13 protein-coding genes are annotated in these 19,684 nt (G+C 69.3%); 12 read left to right on the forward strand and 1 reads right to left on the reverse strand.

Annotated elements, in window-relative coordinates; genetic code table 11:
* The first annotated feature begins 74 nt into the window (after window positions 1-74).
* From ACWDMM_RS03660 to ACWDMM_RS03685, 6 genes are all read left to right on the forward strand, one after another.
* Window positions 75-413 (forward strand): YbaB/EbfC family nucleoid-associated protein, encoded by a 339-nt coding sequence (locus ACWDMM_RS03660; RefSeq protein ID WP_195077497.1) that lies wholly within the window; start codon window positions 75-77, stop codon window positions 411-413.
* The gene (locus ACWDMM_RS03665; RefSeq protein WP_195077498.1) at window positions 410-1,135 is read left to right on the forward strand and encodes a hypothetical protein; all 726 of its coding nucleotides are present in this window, start codon (window positions 410-412) and stop codon (window positions 1,133-1,135) included. The genes ACWDMM_RS03660 and ACWDMM_RS03665 overlap by 4 nt, the downstream gene beginning before the upstream one ends.
* Window positions 1,132-1,512 (forward strand): hypothetical protein, encoded by a 381-nt coding sequence (locus ACWDMM_RS03670; RefSeq protein ID WP_323123925.1) that lies wholly within the window; start codon window positions 1,132-1,134, stop codon window positions 1,510-1,512. The genes ACWDMM_RS03665 and ACWDMM_RS03670 overlap by 4 nt, the downstream gene beginning before the upstream one ends.
* A 36-nt stretch (window positions 1,513-1,548) precedes the next feature.
* The gene (locus ACWDMM_RS03675; RefSeq protein ID WP_195077499.1) at window positions 1,549-1,869 is read left to right on the forward strand and encodes a hypothetical protein; all 321 of its coding nucleotides are present in this window, start codon (window positions 1,549-1,551) and stop codon (window positions 1,867-1,869) included.
* Between the two features lie 7 nt (window positions 1,870-1,876).
* Entirely contained in the window at window positions 1,877-4,456 is a 2,580-nt protein-coding gene (locus ACWDMM_RS03680; RefSeq protein WP_449935789.1) for a hypothetical protein, read from the forward strand.
* Window positions 4,457-4,557: 101 nt separating this feature from the next.
* A complete protein-coding gene (locus ACWDMM_RS03685; RefSeq protein ID WP_449935791.1) occupies window positions 4,558-6,522 on the forward strand; it encodes a type VII secretion target in 1,965 nt (654 codons plus the stop codon).
* A gap of 448 nt (window positions 6,523-6,970) precedes the next feature.
* On the opposite strand, the gene ACWDMM_RS03690 is transcribed toward ACWDMM_RS03685, so the two are convergent.
* Window positions 6,971-8,086, reverse strand: a complete 1,116-nt coding sequence (locus ACWDMM_RS03690) for a hypothetical protein (protein WP_195077502.1) — start codon at window positions 8,084-8,086, stop codon at window positions 6,971-6,973.
* A 173-nt stretch (window positions 8,087-8,259) separates the two neighbouring features.
* Here ACWDMM_RS03690 and ACWDMM_RS03695 point away from each other — a divergent pair, with 173 nt between their 5' ends.
* The 6 genes from ACWDMM_RS03695 to ACWDMM_RS03720 all read left to right on the forward strand — a co-directional run bounded on the left by ACWDMM_RS03695 (window position 8,260) and on the right by ACWDMM_RS03720 (window position 19,648).
* Window positions 8,260-9,207, forward strand: a complete 948-nt coding sequence (locus tag ACWDMM_RS03695) for a C40 family peptidase (protein WP_195077503.1) — start codon at window positions 8,260-8,262, stop codon at window positions 9,205-9,207.
* Between the two features lie 27 nt (window positions 9,208-9,234).
* Complete coding sequence (locus ACWDMM_RS03700; RefSeq protein WP_449935793.1) at window positions 9,235-10,908, forward strand: WXG100-like domain-containing protein; 1,674 nt, start codon at window positions 9,235-9,237, stop codon at window positions 10,906-10,908.
* Window positions 10,909-11,429: 521 nt separating this feature from the next.
* A complete protein-coding gene (gene eccA / locus ACWDMM_RS03705) occupies window positions 11,430-13,190 on the forward strand; it encodes a type VII secretion AAA-ATPase EccA (protein ID WP_195077505.1) in 1,761 nt (586 codons plus the stop codon).
* 103 nt (window positions 13,191-13,293) lie between these two features.
* Complete coding sequence (eccB, locus tag ACWDMM_RS03710) at window positions 13,294-14,850, forward strand: type VII secretion protein EccB (RefSeq protein WP_195077506.1); 1,557 nt, start codon at window positions 13,294-13,296, stop codon at window positions 14,848-14,850.
* On the forward strand, window positions 14,847-18,854 hold the full coding sequence (gene eccCa / locus ACWDMM_RS03715) for a type VII secretion protein EccCa (RefSeq protein ID WP_195077507.1): 4,008 nt from the start codon (window positions 14,847-14,849) through the stop codon (window positions 18,852-18,854). Before eccB ends, eccCa begins: the two co-directional genes overlap by 4 nt.
* Before the next feature lie 485 nt (window positions 18,855-19,339).
* Window positions 19,340-19,648, forward strand: a complete 309-nt coding sequence (locus ACWDMM_RS03720; protein WP_195077508.1) for a WXG100 family type VII secretion target — start codon at window positions 19,340-19,342, stop codon at window positions 19,646-19,648.
* Window positions 19,649-19,684 lie beyond the last annotated feature (36 nt).

Below are 19,684 nucleotides of genomic sequence, written 5' to 3' on the forward strand. Positions count from 1 at the left end.
GAGTGCCGCGAACGAACAACCGGCACAGCCGCCATCGCGGTGATGACGGAGCCGAGCGCGGGCGAGGTGGCGTCGTGAGTTCCGTCCACCCGGACGTGCAGGCGGCTCTGGACGCCGCCCGCAGCCTGCGGCACCGGATCGCGGAGATGCGGGAGAAGATCGACAACATTCGCGCCCGCAGACCGTCGCCGAGCGGTGCGGTCATTCCGGAAGTCGATGCCATGGGCAGGCTGACCGACCTCTACCTCGCACCCGGGACCGCCGCGCGGCTCACCTGTCCCGAACTGGTCGCCGAGATCATGGCCGCCATCAGGGAGAGCACCGCCGACGCGGCGCGGCAGTACCAGAGCGTCATGGAGGCGCCCGTCGAAGAACCCGGAACGGTCGCGAGCGCTTGGGGGCGGACCGGATGACCGAGCCCGCCCCTGAGGTCACCGTCGCCGACACCGTGCGGTGGCTGCACGACGAGGGGCTGGTCCGGCTGGCCGGCGTGGCGGACGGCATCTCGGAGACGATCGTCGCCTACACGATCGACGTCGCCACCGGGACCGTCTCCGCGCATCCCGCGACCGGGGGCGGGGTCGGCGCGGACGTGGTGTCCCTGGCCGCCGACGACCTGCCGTACCCGGTCGGCACGGCACGGCGTCTGGTGATCGCCGGTGTCACGAGTACGGACGCGGTGCTGGTGATCGATTTGGCGGCGACTCTGACGATCGCGATCAACGCCGACCGCCCAGAGCACACGGCCCGATCGTGGGTGTTGCAACTGCTGTTGAATCCGGAGATCACCATCACCACCAACAGCGCCGACGTCGCGATCGGCAGCAGTGCCAGACTGCGGCAGAGTTTCATCCCTGGCGGCGGCGCGACACTGGTCAACGTCGACGACACCCGCCCGCCGTTGACCGCGGTGACGTTGAATCCGTCCACCGAAGGCCCCGACCATCTGGACGTGGCCCCCGACGGCACCGGCGAGCTGTATCTCGGCGCCCGGTTCTGGCAGATGCGCCAGGTCATGCGCATCGAGGACGCCGCCTGGTCCGCACTGGCGGCACGCCTGGAATCGGTGACCGACGATGCCGATTACCTGATCAATCCCCGTCCCGGCGACCAATTCTCGGAGAGCAGCCGATGACCGACATGCATTCGATCCACATGGACGACTACGACTACGACGACATCGATGAGGTCGACGAGCCGGTGGCGGCCGAGCCGGACTGGCGGAACATGACCTACGAGGTGTTCAACCCCGACCACACCGTCGGCGTCGGATGCGACCGGGACGGCGAGATCATCGGTCTGTACATCACCGACGACGCCCGCGACAACGGCGACGAGTGGCTGGCCGCCCAGATCGTCAAGCTCGCGCGGCTGGCGCACGCGAAGTCCCGCGTGGGGCTGCGTGCCGAGATGGAGTACAAGGGCACCCGCTCGTACACGATCGATTCGTTCGACCTTCCCACCGAGGCGTCGTATCGCGCCATGGAGCAAGCCGAGTTCCGCCAGACCTGAGTGCCGACCGCCGCAACGGCGAGACAGGACAGCGACATGACCGACAAGTTCGATACCGACGACCCCCACGAGGTGGTCGCCGTCGCGCAGAAATTCCGGACCGCGATCAACACCGTCGGCAGCCAGGTCGGGCAGATCAGCGGTGACTTCGTCGTGCCACGGCGGCCCGAATCGGAGATCGATCGGCGGTTGACGGCGCACACGCAGTGGATGAAGACGACTTTCGAGCGCGCCGTACGGGCCAACGGCCGCCGGGTGGACGCGACGACAGAGGTCACCACCCAGGTGACGTACACCCACGGCGATGCCGATCGCGCGGGCGCCGCCGCGGTGCGCCGTCGCGCCGAATCCGTCTGACTCGCGCATGGAGCCCGAGCGCGACAGTCCGTACTGGGATGCCATCGTCGGCGACAACTGGCCTGCGATCTCCCCGGGGGACTGGAGCGCGCTGGAACGTCTCGCGCGCGACGGCGCGGGGGCGTTGGATCTGCTCGACGCCGACGGCAGACGGCGTGAGTTCGACGATCGGGTTCGTTCCAGCGCCGGTCTGCTTCCGGTCAAGCTCGACATGCTGCGCCAGCGGATGAACCCGCAGGCGTTCGCCGACGCGCTGGAAGCCGCGGCGGACACCTTCCGAGACTTCTCCGATCTGGTGTACCGCACCCGGCACAAGATCCTGGACATCGTCGACGACACCACCGCGCGGATCAACGCGATCAAACGACGGGCCGCGGCGGAGGAGGACGAATCCGATGCCCAGGCCCTTCGCAACCGGATTCCCGGGATGATCGCCGCGGCGAGGGAAGACGTGGAGGACGTCGTCCGCGCGGCGCTCAACTCGATAAGCCCGCAGGGCCTGCCCAGTCTCGCCGCCATCGCCGACGCACTGGGGCAGCCGGGACCTTGGGAGCCGGGCCACCGCTATGCGGACGACCACAGCGGGACCGACAACGGGCAGCACCGGCAGGCCACCGACCATTCGGGCGATCCACGGCACGACGGATCGCCGCGGACCGATCGGCCGAAGGACGATTCGCCGGTCGTGGTGTCTCCGGAACACCCCGCCGATCAACCGGCCGCCGACCCCGTCGATCCGCTGCTCGGTGACGAACCCGGACAGCAGACGGATCCCGTTGCGGCGGAAGAGATCCCGGTCGACCCCTCGTCGACGGGCGACCAGTACACGCCCGGAGGGACGACGACCGTCCCGGTGAGCAATCTGCCGGGCGGGACATCCGATCACGGACCCGGCCTGCCCGCCGCCGGTGTCACGCCTCGCGGGCAGATTCCCGGCGCCGACCCGTTCGTTCCGGGCCGGTCCGCGCCGGTGGACGGCCCCGACGGGGTCGTGCCGGCGCACACCTCGGACGGGGCGGTGCAGGCAGACGACAGCCATCAGAGTGTCGCGGACACGAATACGCTTGATGCGCAGGGAAGGGATCCGGATGCTTCCGGTCACGGCGCCGAGCCCGCGACACCCGATGACTCGTCCACCGCTGCGGCAGCGGAACCGCACGACGCCGCCGAAGCGGGCCGGTTCACGAGTACCGCTGTGTCCGCGGCAGATCCGGCCGCGTCGATGCCGCCGCCGGTGATCCTTCCGCCACCCGTCGTGGCGCCCGGTTCCATCGCATCGTCCGCACCGGCCGCCTCGGTCGCTCCCCCTGGATCGCCGGTGTCCGCTCCGGCGGCGCAGGGGAGTTCGACGCCGCCGCAAGCCCAGGCGAAGCAGACCGCAGCGGCCCCGCCGAGCGACGCGCGTCCGGCTGCCGTCGCGCCCAAGGTCACGGCGGTGAGTTCGGGGCCGCCCCCCGGCGCGGGCGGCGCGGGCAAGGCGCAGCCGCCGGAGCGAATCGAGCAGCGCGCGGACGCCGCGAAGGACGAAGACGACGGCGACGAGTCGATCCGCACTGCGGTCGGCGCCGCGATGGTGTCGGCGGCCGCCCCCGCGTTCGTGCTCGGCGAGCGAGTGGACGGCGACCTGGTGCTGGCCCGCACACTGCTCGGCGGAATCCTGGCCGCTGGTGGCGACGCGGTCCTCGGGCTCGGGTGGGCGGTGTCGGTGATGCGCAATCCCAGCGGCATCACCGCGTTCGTCACCTCGAACGAGGGCCGTGGCTGGCTGCCTGCGGGCTTGTTCCTGCCGCGTGAGTTGTCCACGCCGTGGGTGTGGGAGGTGGCCGAGAACGCTTGGGAGGGGGTCGCCGACCCCGCACGCGTGCTGGCCGAATTCGGGATCGCCTGGGGACGCAAGTCCGGCGCCCGGCTGACCGCTGTCGCCTCATCGGTGGAAGTCGATGCCGGGCTGCGACGGCAGTTGGGCGAGGTGCCGATCGAGGGCTCGGTGGCCGCCTCGTCGGCGATGGATTTCAGCGCACCGAAGCCGACCCTGGCCGACCGTCTCGAATTGGTCGGCGCGCCGGCGCTGGTCCGGCGTGCCGTGACCACACCCGAGGCGGAGATCGGGGTGCGGCGCTGGGAATTGGCCTCGGACGCGCACGTCCGCGTCCACAAGGCCGGGCTGGGCTCGCCGGCCGCGCTGGGGGCGCCCGCTGCCCGCGAGCGGATTCTCGGTGCGCTGCGGCGGGGCCGTGAAGTGCCGCAGGAGTGGTGGGACGAGCTGCGGGACGCCGACGACCTGCTCATCGCGTCGATGCTGTCGCGGCGCGCCGACGTGTCCAGGGTCGCGCTGGGTGAGTTGCGTGCCGACCATGCCGAAGGGCGGTCGGCGTCGGAGGCGGGCGCTCTGCGCGCCATGGTCTTCGAGCGGCGATGCGATGAACTCGTGCTGCTGCTGGCGGAGGACGCGACTCGGCAGAGCATGCGCGACGCGGTGTACGCACACGCCCAGATCGTGGGCCACCCGGCTTTCGTCGCGCCGGCCCCCGCCCCCGCCGCTCCGGCGCCGCGTCGCCCGACCATCACGGCGGGGCCGGGGCGCTGAGCAGGGCGGAGTCGGATCCCGAGCGCCACCGCGAAAGACTCCCCATGTATGGGAAGGATCGACAATGGGGAGACGTGTGGTGGGAAAGGATCTGATCGAACATGCCGGAAAACAGCATGGAAGTCGACCCTGTGGTTCTGCGCCAGCTGGAGGAACAGCACCGCCGAGTCGGGCGCGACATCACAGAGTGGGCTAAACCGCCGACGGAGTGGCTCGCGAATTTCCTGCCCACTTACGGCAAGATCGCTTACCCGGTCTACGAAGCGCTGGTGCGGTATTACGACGCCCGCCAGCGTGCGGGGGAGGCGCTGGCCAAAGAGCACGAGCGCACGGCCGACTCGTTGCGTGCGTCCGCCGACGCGTACGAGCAAGCCGACGAGGATTTCGCCAATCAGATCCGTAAGTCCAACGACCTGTTCGATCAGCCGTCCCCGACGGGCCCCGGCACCAGCCACAGCTTTCCGTACCCGAGCCAATCCACGCCGACGCCGTCCGCTGCCACGCCCGGCGACGGACCGGCGACGGCCGACCCGTCCTCGGCCCAGCCGTCTGCCACCGATCCCACGACCGCCAGGCCCACCTCGACCGCGCCCGACGGCACCCAGGCCGACCCCGTGGGCGCCTCGCCCGGTGGACCCAACGGGACATCTCCCACGGGCACGGGCGTGCCCGGCGCTCCCGGCGCTCCTGGCGAGCAGGTCGGCACCAACGGCGCGGGTACGCCGAACGCGAACGGAACGACACCTCCTCCGGGCGGACCGTCGAGCTCCGGAGTGACGGCGCCTGCTGCGGCGGGCATGCCGCCGGGCGGTGTCGGCCCCTTCAACGCAGGCCCGGAGGATCGAGGCGCCACACAGCCGGCCGACGGCGCGGGGCGGTCGGACGCGTCGCCGATTCCGGTGCCTGCCGCGAGTCCGTTCGCCGCCGCCGTCGCCTCGGCGAAGGACAAGGAGGCCGAACCCGCGTACGTGGTCGGCAGCCAGGTGAACGACGACCTGGTGCTGGCCAGAACGCTGCTCGGCAGCGTGCTCGCCGCCGTGGACTCGCCGGTGGGCATGGCCTGGTCGGTCGCCGTGATGCGCGGTCCAGGCGGGGTCGGCGTCTTCATCACGTCGAACGAGGGCCGCGGCTGGTTGCCCGCGGGGCTGTACCTGCCGCGTGAGGTGTCCACCCCGTGGAACTGGGACGAGCTGCTCTCCGCCGACGACGGCGCCGGATCGCCGTGGGAGGGCGTCACGGATCCGGCCCGGATCCTGGCGGAGTTCGGTCTGGCCTGGGGCGCGAAGGCGAACGCGAGCCTGTCGGCCCTCGTCTCGTCCGGACCGATCGATCCCGGCTTGCGTTCGCGGTTCGGCGAGGCGGCGATGGAAGGACTCGTGGGCCCCTCTTACGACGTCGACCTGCGCCAGTTCACCCCGGACACGGCCGACCGCCTCGGGCTCGCCGGTTCGATCGCCGGACTCGAGCACGTCTCCTCGGTACCCGACACGGGGGTGCGGTCGCGTTGCGTGGAACTGGCCGTGGACGCCCACGGACAGCTCGGGCGCTCCGGACCCGCACCCGCGGAAGCCGCTACCTCGCGCCGGGTCCGGGAACGGATTCTCGCCGATCTGCAAGCCGGACGGCCGGTGGCGCGCGAACTGTGGGACGAATTGCGCGACGCCGACGATCTGCTGGCCGCGTCGATGCTCGGACAGCGGGTCGACGTGGGCCGGGTCGAGGTCGGTCAGCTGCGGCTGGACGCGGGAACCTCCCCGTTGCGGAACATGGTCTTCGAGCGGCGCTGCAACGAGTTGGTGCTGCTGCTGGCCGACGAGCCGAGCAGGCAGACGCTGCGAGACGCCGTCTACGCGCACGAACAGATCACGCTGCATCCGCAATTCGTCTCCACACCGGCGCCCGTGTCCACCACCGCGCAGCCCGAGCGCGTCGCCCGCCCCGCCGCGGTTCCCTCGGTCACCGCACCGGAGGTCGCCGGAGGGCCGCCGCCCACCGTGGTGGCTCCGCCGTCCACCGTCGTCGCGCCGCCCACCTCACCGCCATCGGCGAACTCGCAGCGATCGTGAATCGCCGGTCGTGACATCGTTTCGGTGCTCCGGGCCGTGGTGGGGCGCTCCCCGCGACCCGGACACCGGAACGGCCCTTGTCACGAGGGGCCGCACGAGAAGACGGTGTGCCGTGGCTGCTCGACGGCACACCGTCCCGCAGGGCGAGTAGAACGATTTCGATCAAGTACGCGACTGCCGCTGGCGCCGGCATCGTGCCGGCGAGCGACCGCCGCGGTCAGGGCGAAGACGCTGCCGGATGACGGCCGAGCGCGCGAATCACGCCGGAGCGCTGGATCCTTCCCAACCGAGTGATCGGCCCTCGCGTCAGCGTGGTCGAGCGCGCGAATCACGCCGTATCTTCGGACGGGTCGTTCCGAGCGGGGGTGGTCGACGCTCACGTCAACGTGGTCGGCGGCACGCACCGAATGCTTCCGAGCGCCGCGCGAAAGATCGCTCGGCGCGACGGCTACACCTCGATGACGGCGCCCGCGTCCTGATCGGGCTGTTCGTCGGTCGTCGCGTCCTGCGTGGACCCGTTGGCCGGCCGATCGGCCGCCGACACGTCCCTGGTCCGCCGGGCCTGGACCACGCTGGGCGTCGTGCCCGCGGTGGAAGTCCCATCCGGCTCGGGCGGCGGCGCGGTATTCGCGGCGGGGGCGGCGGTGATGCCGCCGGGTTGTGCGGTGGCTGTTTCCACAGCGGCGGGTTGCGCATTCGGATCGCCCGGCTGCGGTGCGGCGGCGGGGGCGGCTTGAGTGCCGGGCGGCTGTGTCTGACCCGGCTGGCCCGGCTGTGGCTGGCCGTTCTTCCGGTCTTCCTCTGCCTTCTTCTGCTTCTGCTCTTCGGCGTTCTGCAACATCTGCGGTATCTGCTGGACCAGCGGTAACGCCATCATCGGCAGCATCGCCAACGACGAGAGGAGCGAGGACAACCCGCCGTCGCCGCCGCCACCGGAGCCGGCCGCGCCGCCGGTGCCGCCGGCGGCACCGCCGCTGCCGGAGCCGTTCGATCCGCCGGAGCCGCTGTTGCCGCTCCCGCCGCCGTTGGCCATCTGCTCGTTCAGTTCGGCGATCGCGATGACCTTGTCGTACACCGCGTCCACGGCTTGGGCGACCGCCTTCAGCAGGGACAGCTCCTGCGCCGATTTCAGTTTGCCGGTGCCAACGGCCTTCAGGGTGGTGTTGAGGTCCTCGACGATGTTCTCGATGGAACGCAGTGCCTGTACCTGCTCGGCGGCGACCGTCGCGGAGGTCTTGATCACCTTGTCGTCCATCTGCAGCAGCTGCAGCTGTCTGGCTTCGACTTTGTTGACGGTCGCGCGGTATTCGTCGTCCGCCTTGCCGCTGCCGAGGGTTTCGTAGATCTCGGGCTCGAGCAGGTCGGACACTGCAGGCGGCAGCGTCGTCATGCCGCGGCCGAGGAGGTCGACGGCGGTTTGGATGGCGGTCTCGGCCATGGCGATGTAGGCGCGCAGCCCTTCCGAGGCTCCGGGCGGGCAGTACAGCTTCACCACCCAGAAATGCTTGCCTTTGGAGGTGGTCGTCGTTTTCTTGGCTTCGGTTTCCGTCGCCGTTGTTGCCATACCGCCGCCACCGCCTCTCAGAAGTCACCCCCATTGTCTCGGCTTCCCGATTATGGGAAGTGGCGCATAGTTCGATTACCCACCCAGCGATGGGAATACGGCGGGATCGGCTGGGGCGACACAATAGCTGGAAAGTGTGAGAGGCGGTCGGTGATGAGCGATGGCGAGTTCGAATGGCGCCGGCACTGACGAACGACCTGGACGGTGTGCTCCGCTCGCTGCTCGCGCTGTACGGCGACGGCCAGCCCGCCGGCCAGGCGGCGAGGACCACCGAAGCGCTGGCCGGCGGGCTGTCTCCCCAGGCGGGGGCAGTGGCGCTGCGGTACGGCGAGGCGCAGAGCATGCAGCTGTCGGTCGCGCAATCGCATGCGGGCAAGGACAGCATCGTGAGCAAAGCCGTCGGCGAGTCCGGTGACGGAACGGTCAACGGCCGTGGCCGCCTGAACAACCACATCGCGGATCTGCAGAGCCGGATCCAGGCGATCGCCGCGGTGGGCGACACCCGCTTCAGCGGTCCCGCGCTGCTGGATGCCGCGCAGACCACCATCTCCAACGCCACCAGGCAGGTCGACGCCGACGTCGCCGCCGCACGGCAGCAGGCCGCGCAGATCATGCCGCCCGCGACACCCGCGACCCGGCAGACCCGGCGCGGCACCACCCCGCGCAGGCGGCGACGGACGCGCTCGAGGTCCAGGTCCGCTTCCCGGTTGCGCCGCGGCAGCACCGTGCGTTCGGACGGCACGCGGGGCAGCAACGCGGTGCTCGCCGCGAGCGAATGGCTCGGCACCCCCTATGTCTGGGGCGGTGGCGGCGCGGGTGGTCCCAGCGGCGGCGGATTCGACTGCTCCGGCCTGACCCAGTACGCGATCGCCCAGGCCAGCCACGGCGACGTGGTGCTGCCGCGCACCACCTACGAGCAGATCTACAGCGGCGTCCGAGTGCACCCCGAGGACGTGCGCCCCGGTGACCTGGTGTTCCCCGCCAGCTCGTTCAGCACGCGAGGACCGGAGCACGTGCAGCTGGCCGCGGGCAACGGCATGGTCATCGAGGCGCCGTACACGGGTTCGACGGTGAAGTGGTCGCGGATGCCGAGCGAGGCCGTCGTCGTGCGGGTGCTGTGAGCCGGTGACCGGGGAGGAGAGTGCGGCGTGGCGATCGAGATCCCCAGCGAGGTAGCGCTCTTCCTCAACATCTGCGGCATCCCGTACCCGGACATCGACGAGGACGATGTGCGCGCCTTGGCCGGGCATGTGCGCACATTCGCCGCGCAGGTGCGTGACACGCACGAGTCGGCGACAGGCGTGATCGGCCAGATGGGCGCTTTCTACTCGGGTGAGTCCTACCAGCAGCTGGTCGCCACTTGGTCGCACATGAGCGCCACGCACATGCGGCGACTCGAGGGCGCCTGCGAGCTCGTCGGCGGCGCGCTCGACGTGGCGGCGACCGTGATCACCGTGGTCAAGGCCGCCGTGCTGGCCGAACTCGCCGCGCTGGCCGCGACTTACGCCTCGATCATGGTGACGCCGCCGCTCGCTTCGTCGGCTCCGCTGGTCGCCGCCGCCGCTCGCCGGGTGTGCGAGCAGATGTCGCAGTACCTCATCGGCTACATCGTCGCCGAAGTGGTCGGCAAGGCGATCGAACCGCTGGAGCAGGCGATCGACGACTTGGTCAGGGGGATCGTCTACGACGCCACCCGCGACGCGCTCGGTGTCCCGTCGTCGAGTCGCCCCCAGCCGCTGCACATCGACCCCGACGCCGTGCAGCACTTCGCGAAGGTGCTCGACGACCACGCCGACGACATCATGCGGCACGCCGCGGACTTCGCCGAGAACGTCTCGACACTGGACTTCACGACCTCGACGCTGCTCGACGACGCGGCGCGGCACGCCGTGGCCGACGCCGGACCGGCAGCTCCGGGCCACACCGCGCGGGACTATCCGCTCGGGCGCGGCGAACAGCGCGCGGGGCTGCCCGCCCCCGCAGCGGCATCCGGTCTGGACGGACAGGGAACCGGCGGTGCGCCTGTCCCGGTCGCGCCGCGCGATGCGGCGAACGCGGTCGGTGTCAGGGAACGGCCCGTCGACAGGCATGTAGCCGATCGGCATGAACGCGAAAGCGGTGCGCGAGTACCGATCCAGGGCGGTGACAGTTCCGCCTTGCCGCCTTCGGCGGAAGGCCCGGTGGCCGACCGTTCTGCCTCGGCCGCATCGGCGCAGAGCCGGGTCGCCGACTCCGCGCGGCACCCGCAGATCTCCGCGGTCGCGCCGAAGGACGCGGCGGACCGGCTCGATGGACTGATGAGCCCTCCTGCGACGTCCGCGCACGCAGGCGCACCTGCCGGAACGGCGGTCGGCGGCGACGCGGTGTCGGAGGTGGCGCAGCGACCCGCGTCCGACTGCGAGCCTCGCCGAAGCGGCTCGGCCACCGAGCCGGTCGCTTCCGCCGGTCAGGAGCCTTCGGCCGATGCGCCGGTCGCGGGAGTCGCGTTCTCCGCGCAGCAGAACCCGGGAGGGACGGCCACCCCTTGGGGACGTGCCGCGCAGCCGCCGGGTACGCCGAACCCCGTGCAGGCGAAGCGCGGTCGTCTGGAGACGATCTCGCCGAAAGTGCGCAGGCCCGCGGTCACCCCGTGGAGCAAGACCCGTCGTTCCCGGGAAGTTCCCGCCGTGGTGCACGCACCGTCCACACGGCCGCGACTGCGCTTGGTCGGGGAGAAGGGCGCCGAAGCGCACGGCGCCGAGCTCGCCGACGCGAACTCGGTGCGATCGCGGGTGGCGGCACCGGCGCCCGAGCACGGGGACGCGCCTCCCACGCGCGGCTGAGCGAGGCCGCCGAAACGCGAAAACCCATTCCCAAGAACGGGAATGGGTTGCTGAGTCGGATCGACGGCAGTGGTAGACGTAGAAGCGCCGTTCGGCGGGAAGTCCTACCCCCACAACGGCCGGTGGCCTGCCGGTGCCACCGGCCGTTGCTTATTGGGTTCAGATCGTCAGGATGAGGGACTGGCGATCTGTGTTCAGACAGTACCCTCTTCTGTCGGAACGTTCAATAGTGTGCACCTAAATAGCGGCAAGAATTTTCGCGGGGTCCTCCGACCTGCTGTGCGGCGGCTGGGGGACCGGATCGCGGCTGGCCAGCCGCCGCCGAAGGGGCCGTCTGCAGGCGGATGATTGCCGGCCCCGAGGTAAACATACCGTTAACCGACGGCACGTTCAAAACTGGCATGTGACAGCACGGTCTCCGCGGTGACGACTGCTTCCCATGACTGGGAAGGCGCTGGACCCGGGGTCCGACGCCGGAATCTATCTTTTGAACAGGCTAGATCGGCGGAAGGGAAGTCCGAGTGTCAGCGGCCGAGGACGCGTTCTACACGGGTGTTCAGAATCTTGGGTTGGTCGCGGGTGGCGTGCGCAACGAGCAGCACGCGGCGGCGGCGTTTCGGGCCGCCACCGACCTCGACCCGGACATGTGCGATGCGTGGCTCGGGCGGGCCATGGCCGGCGAGGTCACCTCGGAGGTGATCTACGGCGCCTACCGCTCGGTGCACAATCTCTACCGCGATCAGCAGCGGGCCGGTCTGGTCGACCGCGCCCTGTGGTGCCAGGTCGAGATCGGCATGTACGGCCTGCGCGTCGCGATGGCCGATCGCGACCAGATCGCGATCGCGCAGGCGTGCTCCTATGCCGAAGGCGGTGAATGGCAGGAAGCCGCGGCGATTCTCGACGAGGTCCCGCGCGACGACGTCTCCGACTTCGTGCGCATGTCGCTGTACTTCCGGACCAAGCAGTGGCCGGAGGTGCTCGCCGCACGCAACGCGCGGCCGGTGCTCGAGGACGGCCTGCTCGACATCGCTGCCGAGCTGATGACCGCCCAGTCGCTGGCCCATCTGGGACGCTTCGGCGAGGCCATGCCGCGCGCGCAGCGGATCGTGGAGGACAGCTCCTCGGGCAATCTGTCCTACATCTGGGCCGACGCGCACTTCCTGCTCGGCATGCTCATGCGGCACAACGGCGATCACGACGCCGCCGACAAGATCCTCAAGGGACTGCAGGGCTCGGCGCTGTGGCCGGAGCGCGAGGAATGGCAGCGCGCGGTGCGCGACAAGACCTACCGCTTCGAGATCGCCACCGCGGAACTCATCGCGTCCAGGACCAACCGGTGGGACCCGAAGACGGGTGACGATCCACGAGAGGCGGCCGCCAGCGCGGCGCGCGCCGAGCGCGAGAGTCTCCTCGCCGAGGCCTCCGACCTGCTGCAGGCGCAGATCGGCATGGACTCGGTCAAGGAGCAGGTCGACCGGCTCAAGTCCGGCGTGCTGATGGACCAGGTGCGCGCCAAGCGAGGGCTCGCGGTGGATTCCAAGTCGCAGCACTTGATCTTCTCGGGGCCCCCCGGCACCGGCAAGACGACCATCGCCCGCGTGATCGCCAAGATCTTCGCCGGTCTGGGCGTCGTGGAGAACGCCGATGTCATCGAGGTGTCACGCAACGACATGGTCGGCACCCACCTGGGCCACACCGCGCCCAAGACCAACGCGCTGATCGACACGGCGCTCGGCGGCGTGCTGTTCATCGACGAGGCGTACACGCTGATCCAGGAAGGTCTTTCCGGCGGCGACGCGTTCGGCAAGGAAGCGGTCGACACGCTGCTGGCCCGGATGGAGAACGACCGCGACAAGCTGGTCGTGATCATCGCCGGTTACGAGGATCAGATCGATCGGTTCCTGGCGTCGAACGACGGCCTGGCTTCCCGTTTCACCAAGCGCATCCGTTTCGCCAGTTACGGTGCCGACGAACTGGTGCAGATCGCCGAGCACATCGCGCGGAAGAAGGATTCGATCCTCTCCGAAGAGGCCCGCGAGGTGCTGCGGCTGCGGTGTGAGGAACTGGCGGGGCAGACCAAGAACGGCAGGCGGCTGATCGACCTGGCCGGCAACGGCCGTTTCGTGCGCAACGTGGTCGAGGCCGCCGAAGCCGAGCGGGACTATCGCTTCACCAGGGAGAACGCCGATATCGCCGCGATGACCGACGAGGAACTCATGACGATCGACGCGTTCGACATCACCGCGGCGCTGGAGGGTTTGGCGCCGAGCACGCGGGTGTGAGGCGTCCGCTGGTCCGCTGTTCCCAGTCGCGGGAATAGCGGTCGTATTCATGCTGTGACCGCTGGTTACGGTTTGGTGAGGGCGGCGGAAGGAACGAGAACCGGTGGCGCGCTTCCGGGTTGTGACCAAACACCAGATCTCCGGCTGGCGTTTTCTGCTGCGCCGGATCGAGCACGCGCTGGTCCGACGCGACGCGTCGATGATCGATGACCCGCAGCGCGGTCGCTCGACCGCGCTGTCCATCGGCATCGCGCTGGCCTGCGTGATCATCGCGGGCGCTGCGGTGCTGGCGTTCTTCAAGCCCGCCAAGAAGGTCGGGGACTCGAACATCGTCGCGGAGAAGGACACCGGGGCCCTGTTCGTGCGCCTGAACAATCGGCTGTTCCCGGCGCTGAATCTGACCTCGGCCCGGCTGATCGTCGGTTCTCCCGACACCCCGGTGAAAGTCTCCCGGGACGAGCTGGCGAAATACCCGCGCGGGCCGTGGGTCGGCATCCCCGGAGCGCCCGCCAGCATCGTCGATACCGACGAGCGGGATTCCTCGTGGACGGTGTGCGACACGGCACGCACCGGTGCGGCGGCGCCGGTCAACCCCAGCACCGGTCTGCCGACCGTGAGCCGCTCCGCGGTGCGCACGACCGCGATCGGCGGCCCGCTCACCGTGGACGGCGACGCCAATCGCCCGCTGGGGGACGGCGAGGCCCGGTTGCTGCGCGACGACACCACGACCTGGCTGGTGTACGGCGACGCCGAGAAGGGCGTGGTGCGCGCCGCGATCGATCTCGCGAACACCGCGGTGGCCATGGCGCTCGGCATCGATTCGACCGCTCCGGTGATGGCGGCGTCCAAGGGCTTGATCAACGCCATTCCCGAGGCTCCGCCGCTGCGGGTGCCCGAGGTGCCGGGTAAGGGCGAGTCGATCACGCTCAACAACGGATACACCACGCCGGTCGGATCGGTGCTCACCGTGTCGGTGCCGGACCAGGGCGTCTCGTACTACCTCGTCTCCCAGTCGGGACTGGTGCGGATCAGCACGGTGCTCGCGGCGATGGTCCGCAACGCGGACTCGCAGGGTTCGGTGTCCACCCGGACGGTGGGACCCGACGTGATCGCGGCGAATCTCCGCCCTGGACAGTGGCCGGGCACCGCGACCTACCCGCCCCGTCCCATCCGCCTGGTCGACCCCGAACGGTCCGGCGTGACCTGCCTGCACTGGTCGCGCTCGGGGAACGATCCGAACGCGGCCACCGAACTGCTGGTGGGCAGGCAATTGCCGCTCACCAAGGAAGAACAGGGCCGCGCGGTCGACTTGGTGACCTCCGCGGCCTCGCGCGGCACCACCGCGGACGCTGCCTACCTGCCGCGCGACACCGGTCGCTTCGTCCAGGTGACCGGAGCGGAACCGGGGTCGCCGCTGCGGGAATCGCTGTACTGGGTCTCCGACAGCGGCGTCCGCTACGGCATCATCACCGACCCCAGCAGTATCGGCGCCGCCGACCCCACTCTGACCTCGCTCGCGCTGCGGGCCCCGGTCCCGGCGCCGTGGAGCATCATCTCGCTGTTCGCGATCGGACCGGCCCTGTCCCAGAAGGAAGCTCGCATCCAACACGACGGAATTCCGAACAACAAGATCGTCGCGGGGCTCGGGGGTTCGCAGTGACCACCACTCGCCGATTCGTCCGGCCCGCCAGGATGGTGCGCGGCCCCAAAGCTCCCGCCGTGACCGAGCTGCGGCTGCAACCGCCCACCGAGCTGCCCAAACCGGTGCCGCCGTCGCGGCTGCGCATGATCATGCCCGTGGTCATGGTGGCGGCCATGTGCGGGATGATGGTGATGATGTTCCGCGGCGGCGGAACCATGAACCCGATGATGCTGATGTTCCCGGCCATGATGCTGGTGTCGATGTTCGGCATGATGGGCGGCGCGTTCGTCGGCAACTCCAGCGGCGGCGCGGCGAGCCTGAACGAGGAACGCAAGGACTATCTGCGCAGCCTCACCGACAACCGCAAGACGGTGCACGCGGCGGAAGCCGAGCTGCACGCCTTCCTGCGGTACACCCATCCCGGTCCGGATGAGATCGCGCGGTTGATCGGCGGCAAGCGGATGTGGGAGGTGCAGGTCGCCAGTCCGCAGTTCCTGCGCGTGCGGGTCGGTCGCGGGCGCATCGCCAACCAGGTGCGCGTGATCGTCCCGGAAGCCGCACCCACCTCGGATCTGGATCCGGTCGGCGTCGTCGAACTGACCCGCTTCGCCAAGGCCTACTCCACGGTCGGCGGCATGCCGGTCGCGATCAACCTGCTGTCGGCGCCGCAGGTCGGCATCGACGGCGACCCGGAGCTGGTGGCCGGGCTGATTCGCGCGATGATCGCCGAGGTGGTGGTGCTGCACGGCCCGGACCAGGTGGCGGTCGCGGCGGTGCTGTCCGACCCGGACGCGCCGGAATGGTCCTGGCTGAAATGGTTGCCGCACACCCAACATCCGAGCGAGACCGACGCGATCGGCTCCAGCCGGATGGTCTACCGCACCGTGGCCGAGCTGCGCACCAAGGTGCTCGCCGGACTCAATCGCGGCCCGTTCTCGGCCAATTCGCAGCCCACCCTGGACCGCACGCACTTCCTGCTGATCGTGGACGTCGGGGGACCGGCCAGCGACCGTGACATCTCCGGCATCGACGGCTGCACGTGGCTGCGGCTCGGCCCCGCGGAGCAGAATCTGCCGCGGGCGCTGCGCTTCAAAGTGACCGAGGACCGGTCGCTGAACGAGGTGACCCCGCGCGGATTGCGTCGCGTCGGAGTCGCCGACTCGCTGTCCACGGCGGCGATCACGGCGATGGCGCGCAGCATTTCGCCGTACCGGTTGTCCACCGTGGTCGAAGCGGTGGCCGCCGAGCAGGCCAGCGGCGGCACGTCCTGGGAAGAGATGGTCGGGATCGACGACCCCGGCGCCATCCGGGTCGAGCAGGCGTGGGTCCGGCGTCGCGACCAGGACCGGGCACGCCTGAACATTCCGTTCGGCCATGACCCGGCCGGTGGCGTCGTCTATCTGGACATCAAGGAATCGGCCGAAGAGGGCATGGGCCCGCACGGCATGTGCATCGGCGCGACCGGATCGGGTAAGTCGGAATTCCTACGTACCCTGGTGCTTTCGGCGGTGGCGACGCATTCGCCGGATGTTCTGAACCTGCTGCTCGTCGACTTCAAGGGCGGCGCGACCTTCCTCGGTTTCGACCGGCTGTCGCATGTGACGGCCATCGTGACGAACATGGAGGAAGAAGCCGACCTCGTCACCCGTATGGAAGACGTCATCAACGGTGAAATGGCCCGGCGGCAGCGCATTCTGCGTGACGCGGGGAACTTCGCCAACGTCGCCGATTACGAGCGTGCCAGGGAGCAGGGCGCGGACCTGCGCCCGCTGCCGACATTGCTGATCATCCTCGACGAGTTCGCCGAACTGCTCGAGCAGCATCCCAGCTTCTCGAAGCTCTTCGTGGCCATCGGCCGGTTGGGCCGATCGCTGCGTATCCACCTGCTGCTCGCGTCGCAGAAGGTGCCCGCGAACCGCATGGGTGAGCTGGAGGCCCATCTCTCCTACCGAGTCGCGCTGCGCACCAACCAAACCAGCGACTCGCGTGACGCGATCGGCACCGCGGACGCCTACCACCTGCCGAAAAAGCCCGGAGCGGGCTACCTGCGCGTCGGCTCCGGCGACCTCCAGCGCTTCCAGGCCGCGTACGTGGGTGAGAAGTACGCGCCGCCCGCGCAGATCTCCGCGGCCTCCGCGCAGCGGGCGCGGCGACCCGGTGGGGGGTACCGGCCGCCGCAGCGCTTCACCGCCGGTCATATCGTCGACACGCGGCCCACGGTGGTCGAGCCGATCGTCGTCCAGCAGGCGCCCGAATCCGCCGACGGCGAGTCGATCACGGTGATGGAAGCGGTGTTGCAGCAGCTGGCCCGGCACGGCCAGCCCGCGCACAAGATGTGGCTGCCGCCGCTGGGTACGCCACCGACGCTGGAGCGAATGATCCGCGCCGTGCCGCAAGGGGCGTTGCAGATGCCGTTGGCGCTGGTCGACAAGCCTCGGCAGCAGCGCCAGGATGTGTGGTCGGTCGATATGTCCGGCGCGGGCGGGCACATGGCGATCGTCGGCGGCACGCAGTCGGGTAAATCGACCGCGCTGCAGACGTTCATCATGTCCGCGGCGCTGACGCACACCCCGGAGCAGGTGCAGTTCTACTGCCTGGACTTCTCCGGTGGCGGTTTGACGACGCTGGCGAACCTGCCGCACGTGGGATCGGTCGCCGCGGCCAGGGACGGCGACCGCATCCGGCGCACGATCGCCTTGGTCACGAACCTGCTCGAGAGCAGGCAGTCGATGTTTTCCGAGTTCGGGATCGACTCCATCCGGAAGTTCCGCACACTGCGCGAAGGCCCGACCGCCCCGCCGTGGCACGACCGCGATCCGTACGGCGACATCTTCCTGGTCATCGACGGATGGGACGTCGGTTTCGGTACGAACGGCCCGTACTACGACGAGTACACCCCGGTGATGGAGTCCATCGCCCTGCAGGGCCTGAACTACGGCATCCACTTGGTGGTGAGCAGCTCGCGCTGGATCGCCATCCGCCCGGCGATCAAGGACCTGATGCAGACGCGCGTGGAGATGCGTCTGGGCGACCTGGCCGACACGACCTTCAATGTCCACCGCACCGTGGTCGCGGCGATACCGGCCAACCGGCCCGGTCGCTGCATCTCGACCGACGGCCTGCACATGCTGACGGCGTTGCCGCGTATCGACGGCGTCGGCGAGCCGGATTCGGCGGCCGAGGGTCTCGCCGCCGCCGTCGCCGAAGTCGCGCAGCGTTATCCCGGCAGGCGCGCGCCGCAGGTGCGACTGCTGCCGCCGCAGATCGGCATCGACGAGGTTCGTGCGGGATGGCCGGTGCCGCAGACGCTCGCTCAGCGTCTCGTCGTGCCGTTCGGCGTCCGGGAATCCGATCTGAGTCCGGCGACGATCGATTTCAGCGTGTCGACACATTTCATCGTGCTCGGATCGACGGGGTCGGGGAAGTCGACCACCTTGGCCGCGCTGCTGGAGTCGATCAAACGCCAGTACGATCCGTCGCAGGCGCGCGTGTTGCTGATCGATTACCGGCGTAGGCATCTGGAGACGGTGCCGCAGGAGATGCTCATCGGGCACGTCACCAACGAGCGCGATGTGCGCGAGGCGCTGCCGCCGCTGGTGGAGAAGATGCGCTCGCGGCGCCCACCGGAGAACGTGACCACCCGGCAGCTCGCGGAGCGGTCCTGGTGGTCCGGGCCCGAGGTCTTCGTCGTGATCGACGACTATCACATGATCGCGCAGCGCGGTGCGATGAACCCGCTGGAGCCGCTGAAGGACATCCTGGTCGACGGACGCGACACCGGCTTGCACGTCATCGCCGCCCGCAATATCGCCCAGGCGGATACGGCGTTGTACGACAACGTGATCGGTCAGATGAAGAACCTCAATTCCTCGGGTCTGATCATGGACGGTTCGAAGCTCGACGGCGTGCTGATCAGCGACGTGCGCGCCACCAAGCAGCCGCCGGGCCGCGGAATCTACGTGGAGCCCATGAGTTCTCGGCGTGACCTCGTCCAAGTGGCCTGGATTCCACAGCAGATCTGACCTCGGCGCTCCATCCCAAGGTTGGGAATAAATTACCGTTTTCCTTAGCAGCCGCTCGATCCGAGCTGGTAGTCACGCTCGATTGGAGTCTCGCCATGGCACTCCCGGATCTCGGCATCGCGCCGCCGGACGTGCGGGAGGCCGCGACCGAGTTCAGGCGCATGCTCGGTTCCATCTCCGGCAGCGTCGCCGATTCGCGCAGGTCTGCGAGCCGGTCGCGGGGCGGACAGTCGCGTTCGGCCGCGAGGCGCCATCGCGCCGCAGACGGGACGCCACCGGAACGACGGGAAACTCTCTGTCCGGCGGCGGTGTTCGTCGCCGGAGAAACTCAGGAGGTGCCGGTACTGGAGAGATCCCCTGTATTCGGTGTGGTCGAGGACGTCGATGGCCCGAGCCGCGCATCGACGATTGCGACGCACACGCTGTCAACGTCCTCGGCGAACCCGTCCGAGGCAACGTAAACGCCTTATAGGATAGGAACAGATATGCCCATCGGCTACACCGGCGACCCGTCCGAGATCAACGCCGCCGCCAAGAAGTTCTTCACGCACGCCGATACCTTCAAGAACCACCAGGGTATTCTCGAGGGCATCAAGATGGAGTACGCGCCCGCTGTCCAGGGCGCGACCGGAAACGCCATCCAGGCGGCGATGCAGGGAGCCCTCGACAAGGGGTCGAAGCTGCACCAGACCTTCATGGAAATCGTCGACGCGCTGAATGCCGCAGGTGCGACGTTCGACAGCCAGGACCAGGAGAACGCGTCGCAGGTCAACAAATACAACCTCAATTTCTGATGCCGGATCCGCAGCAGAAAACAATCAGGAAAGGTT

It is taken from the genome of Nocardia sp. NPDC003726 (genome assembly GCF_053586955.1).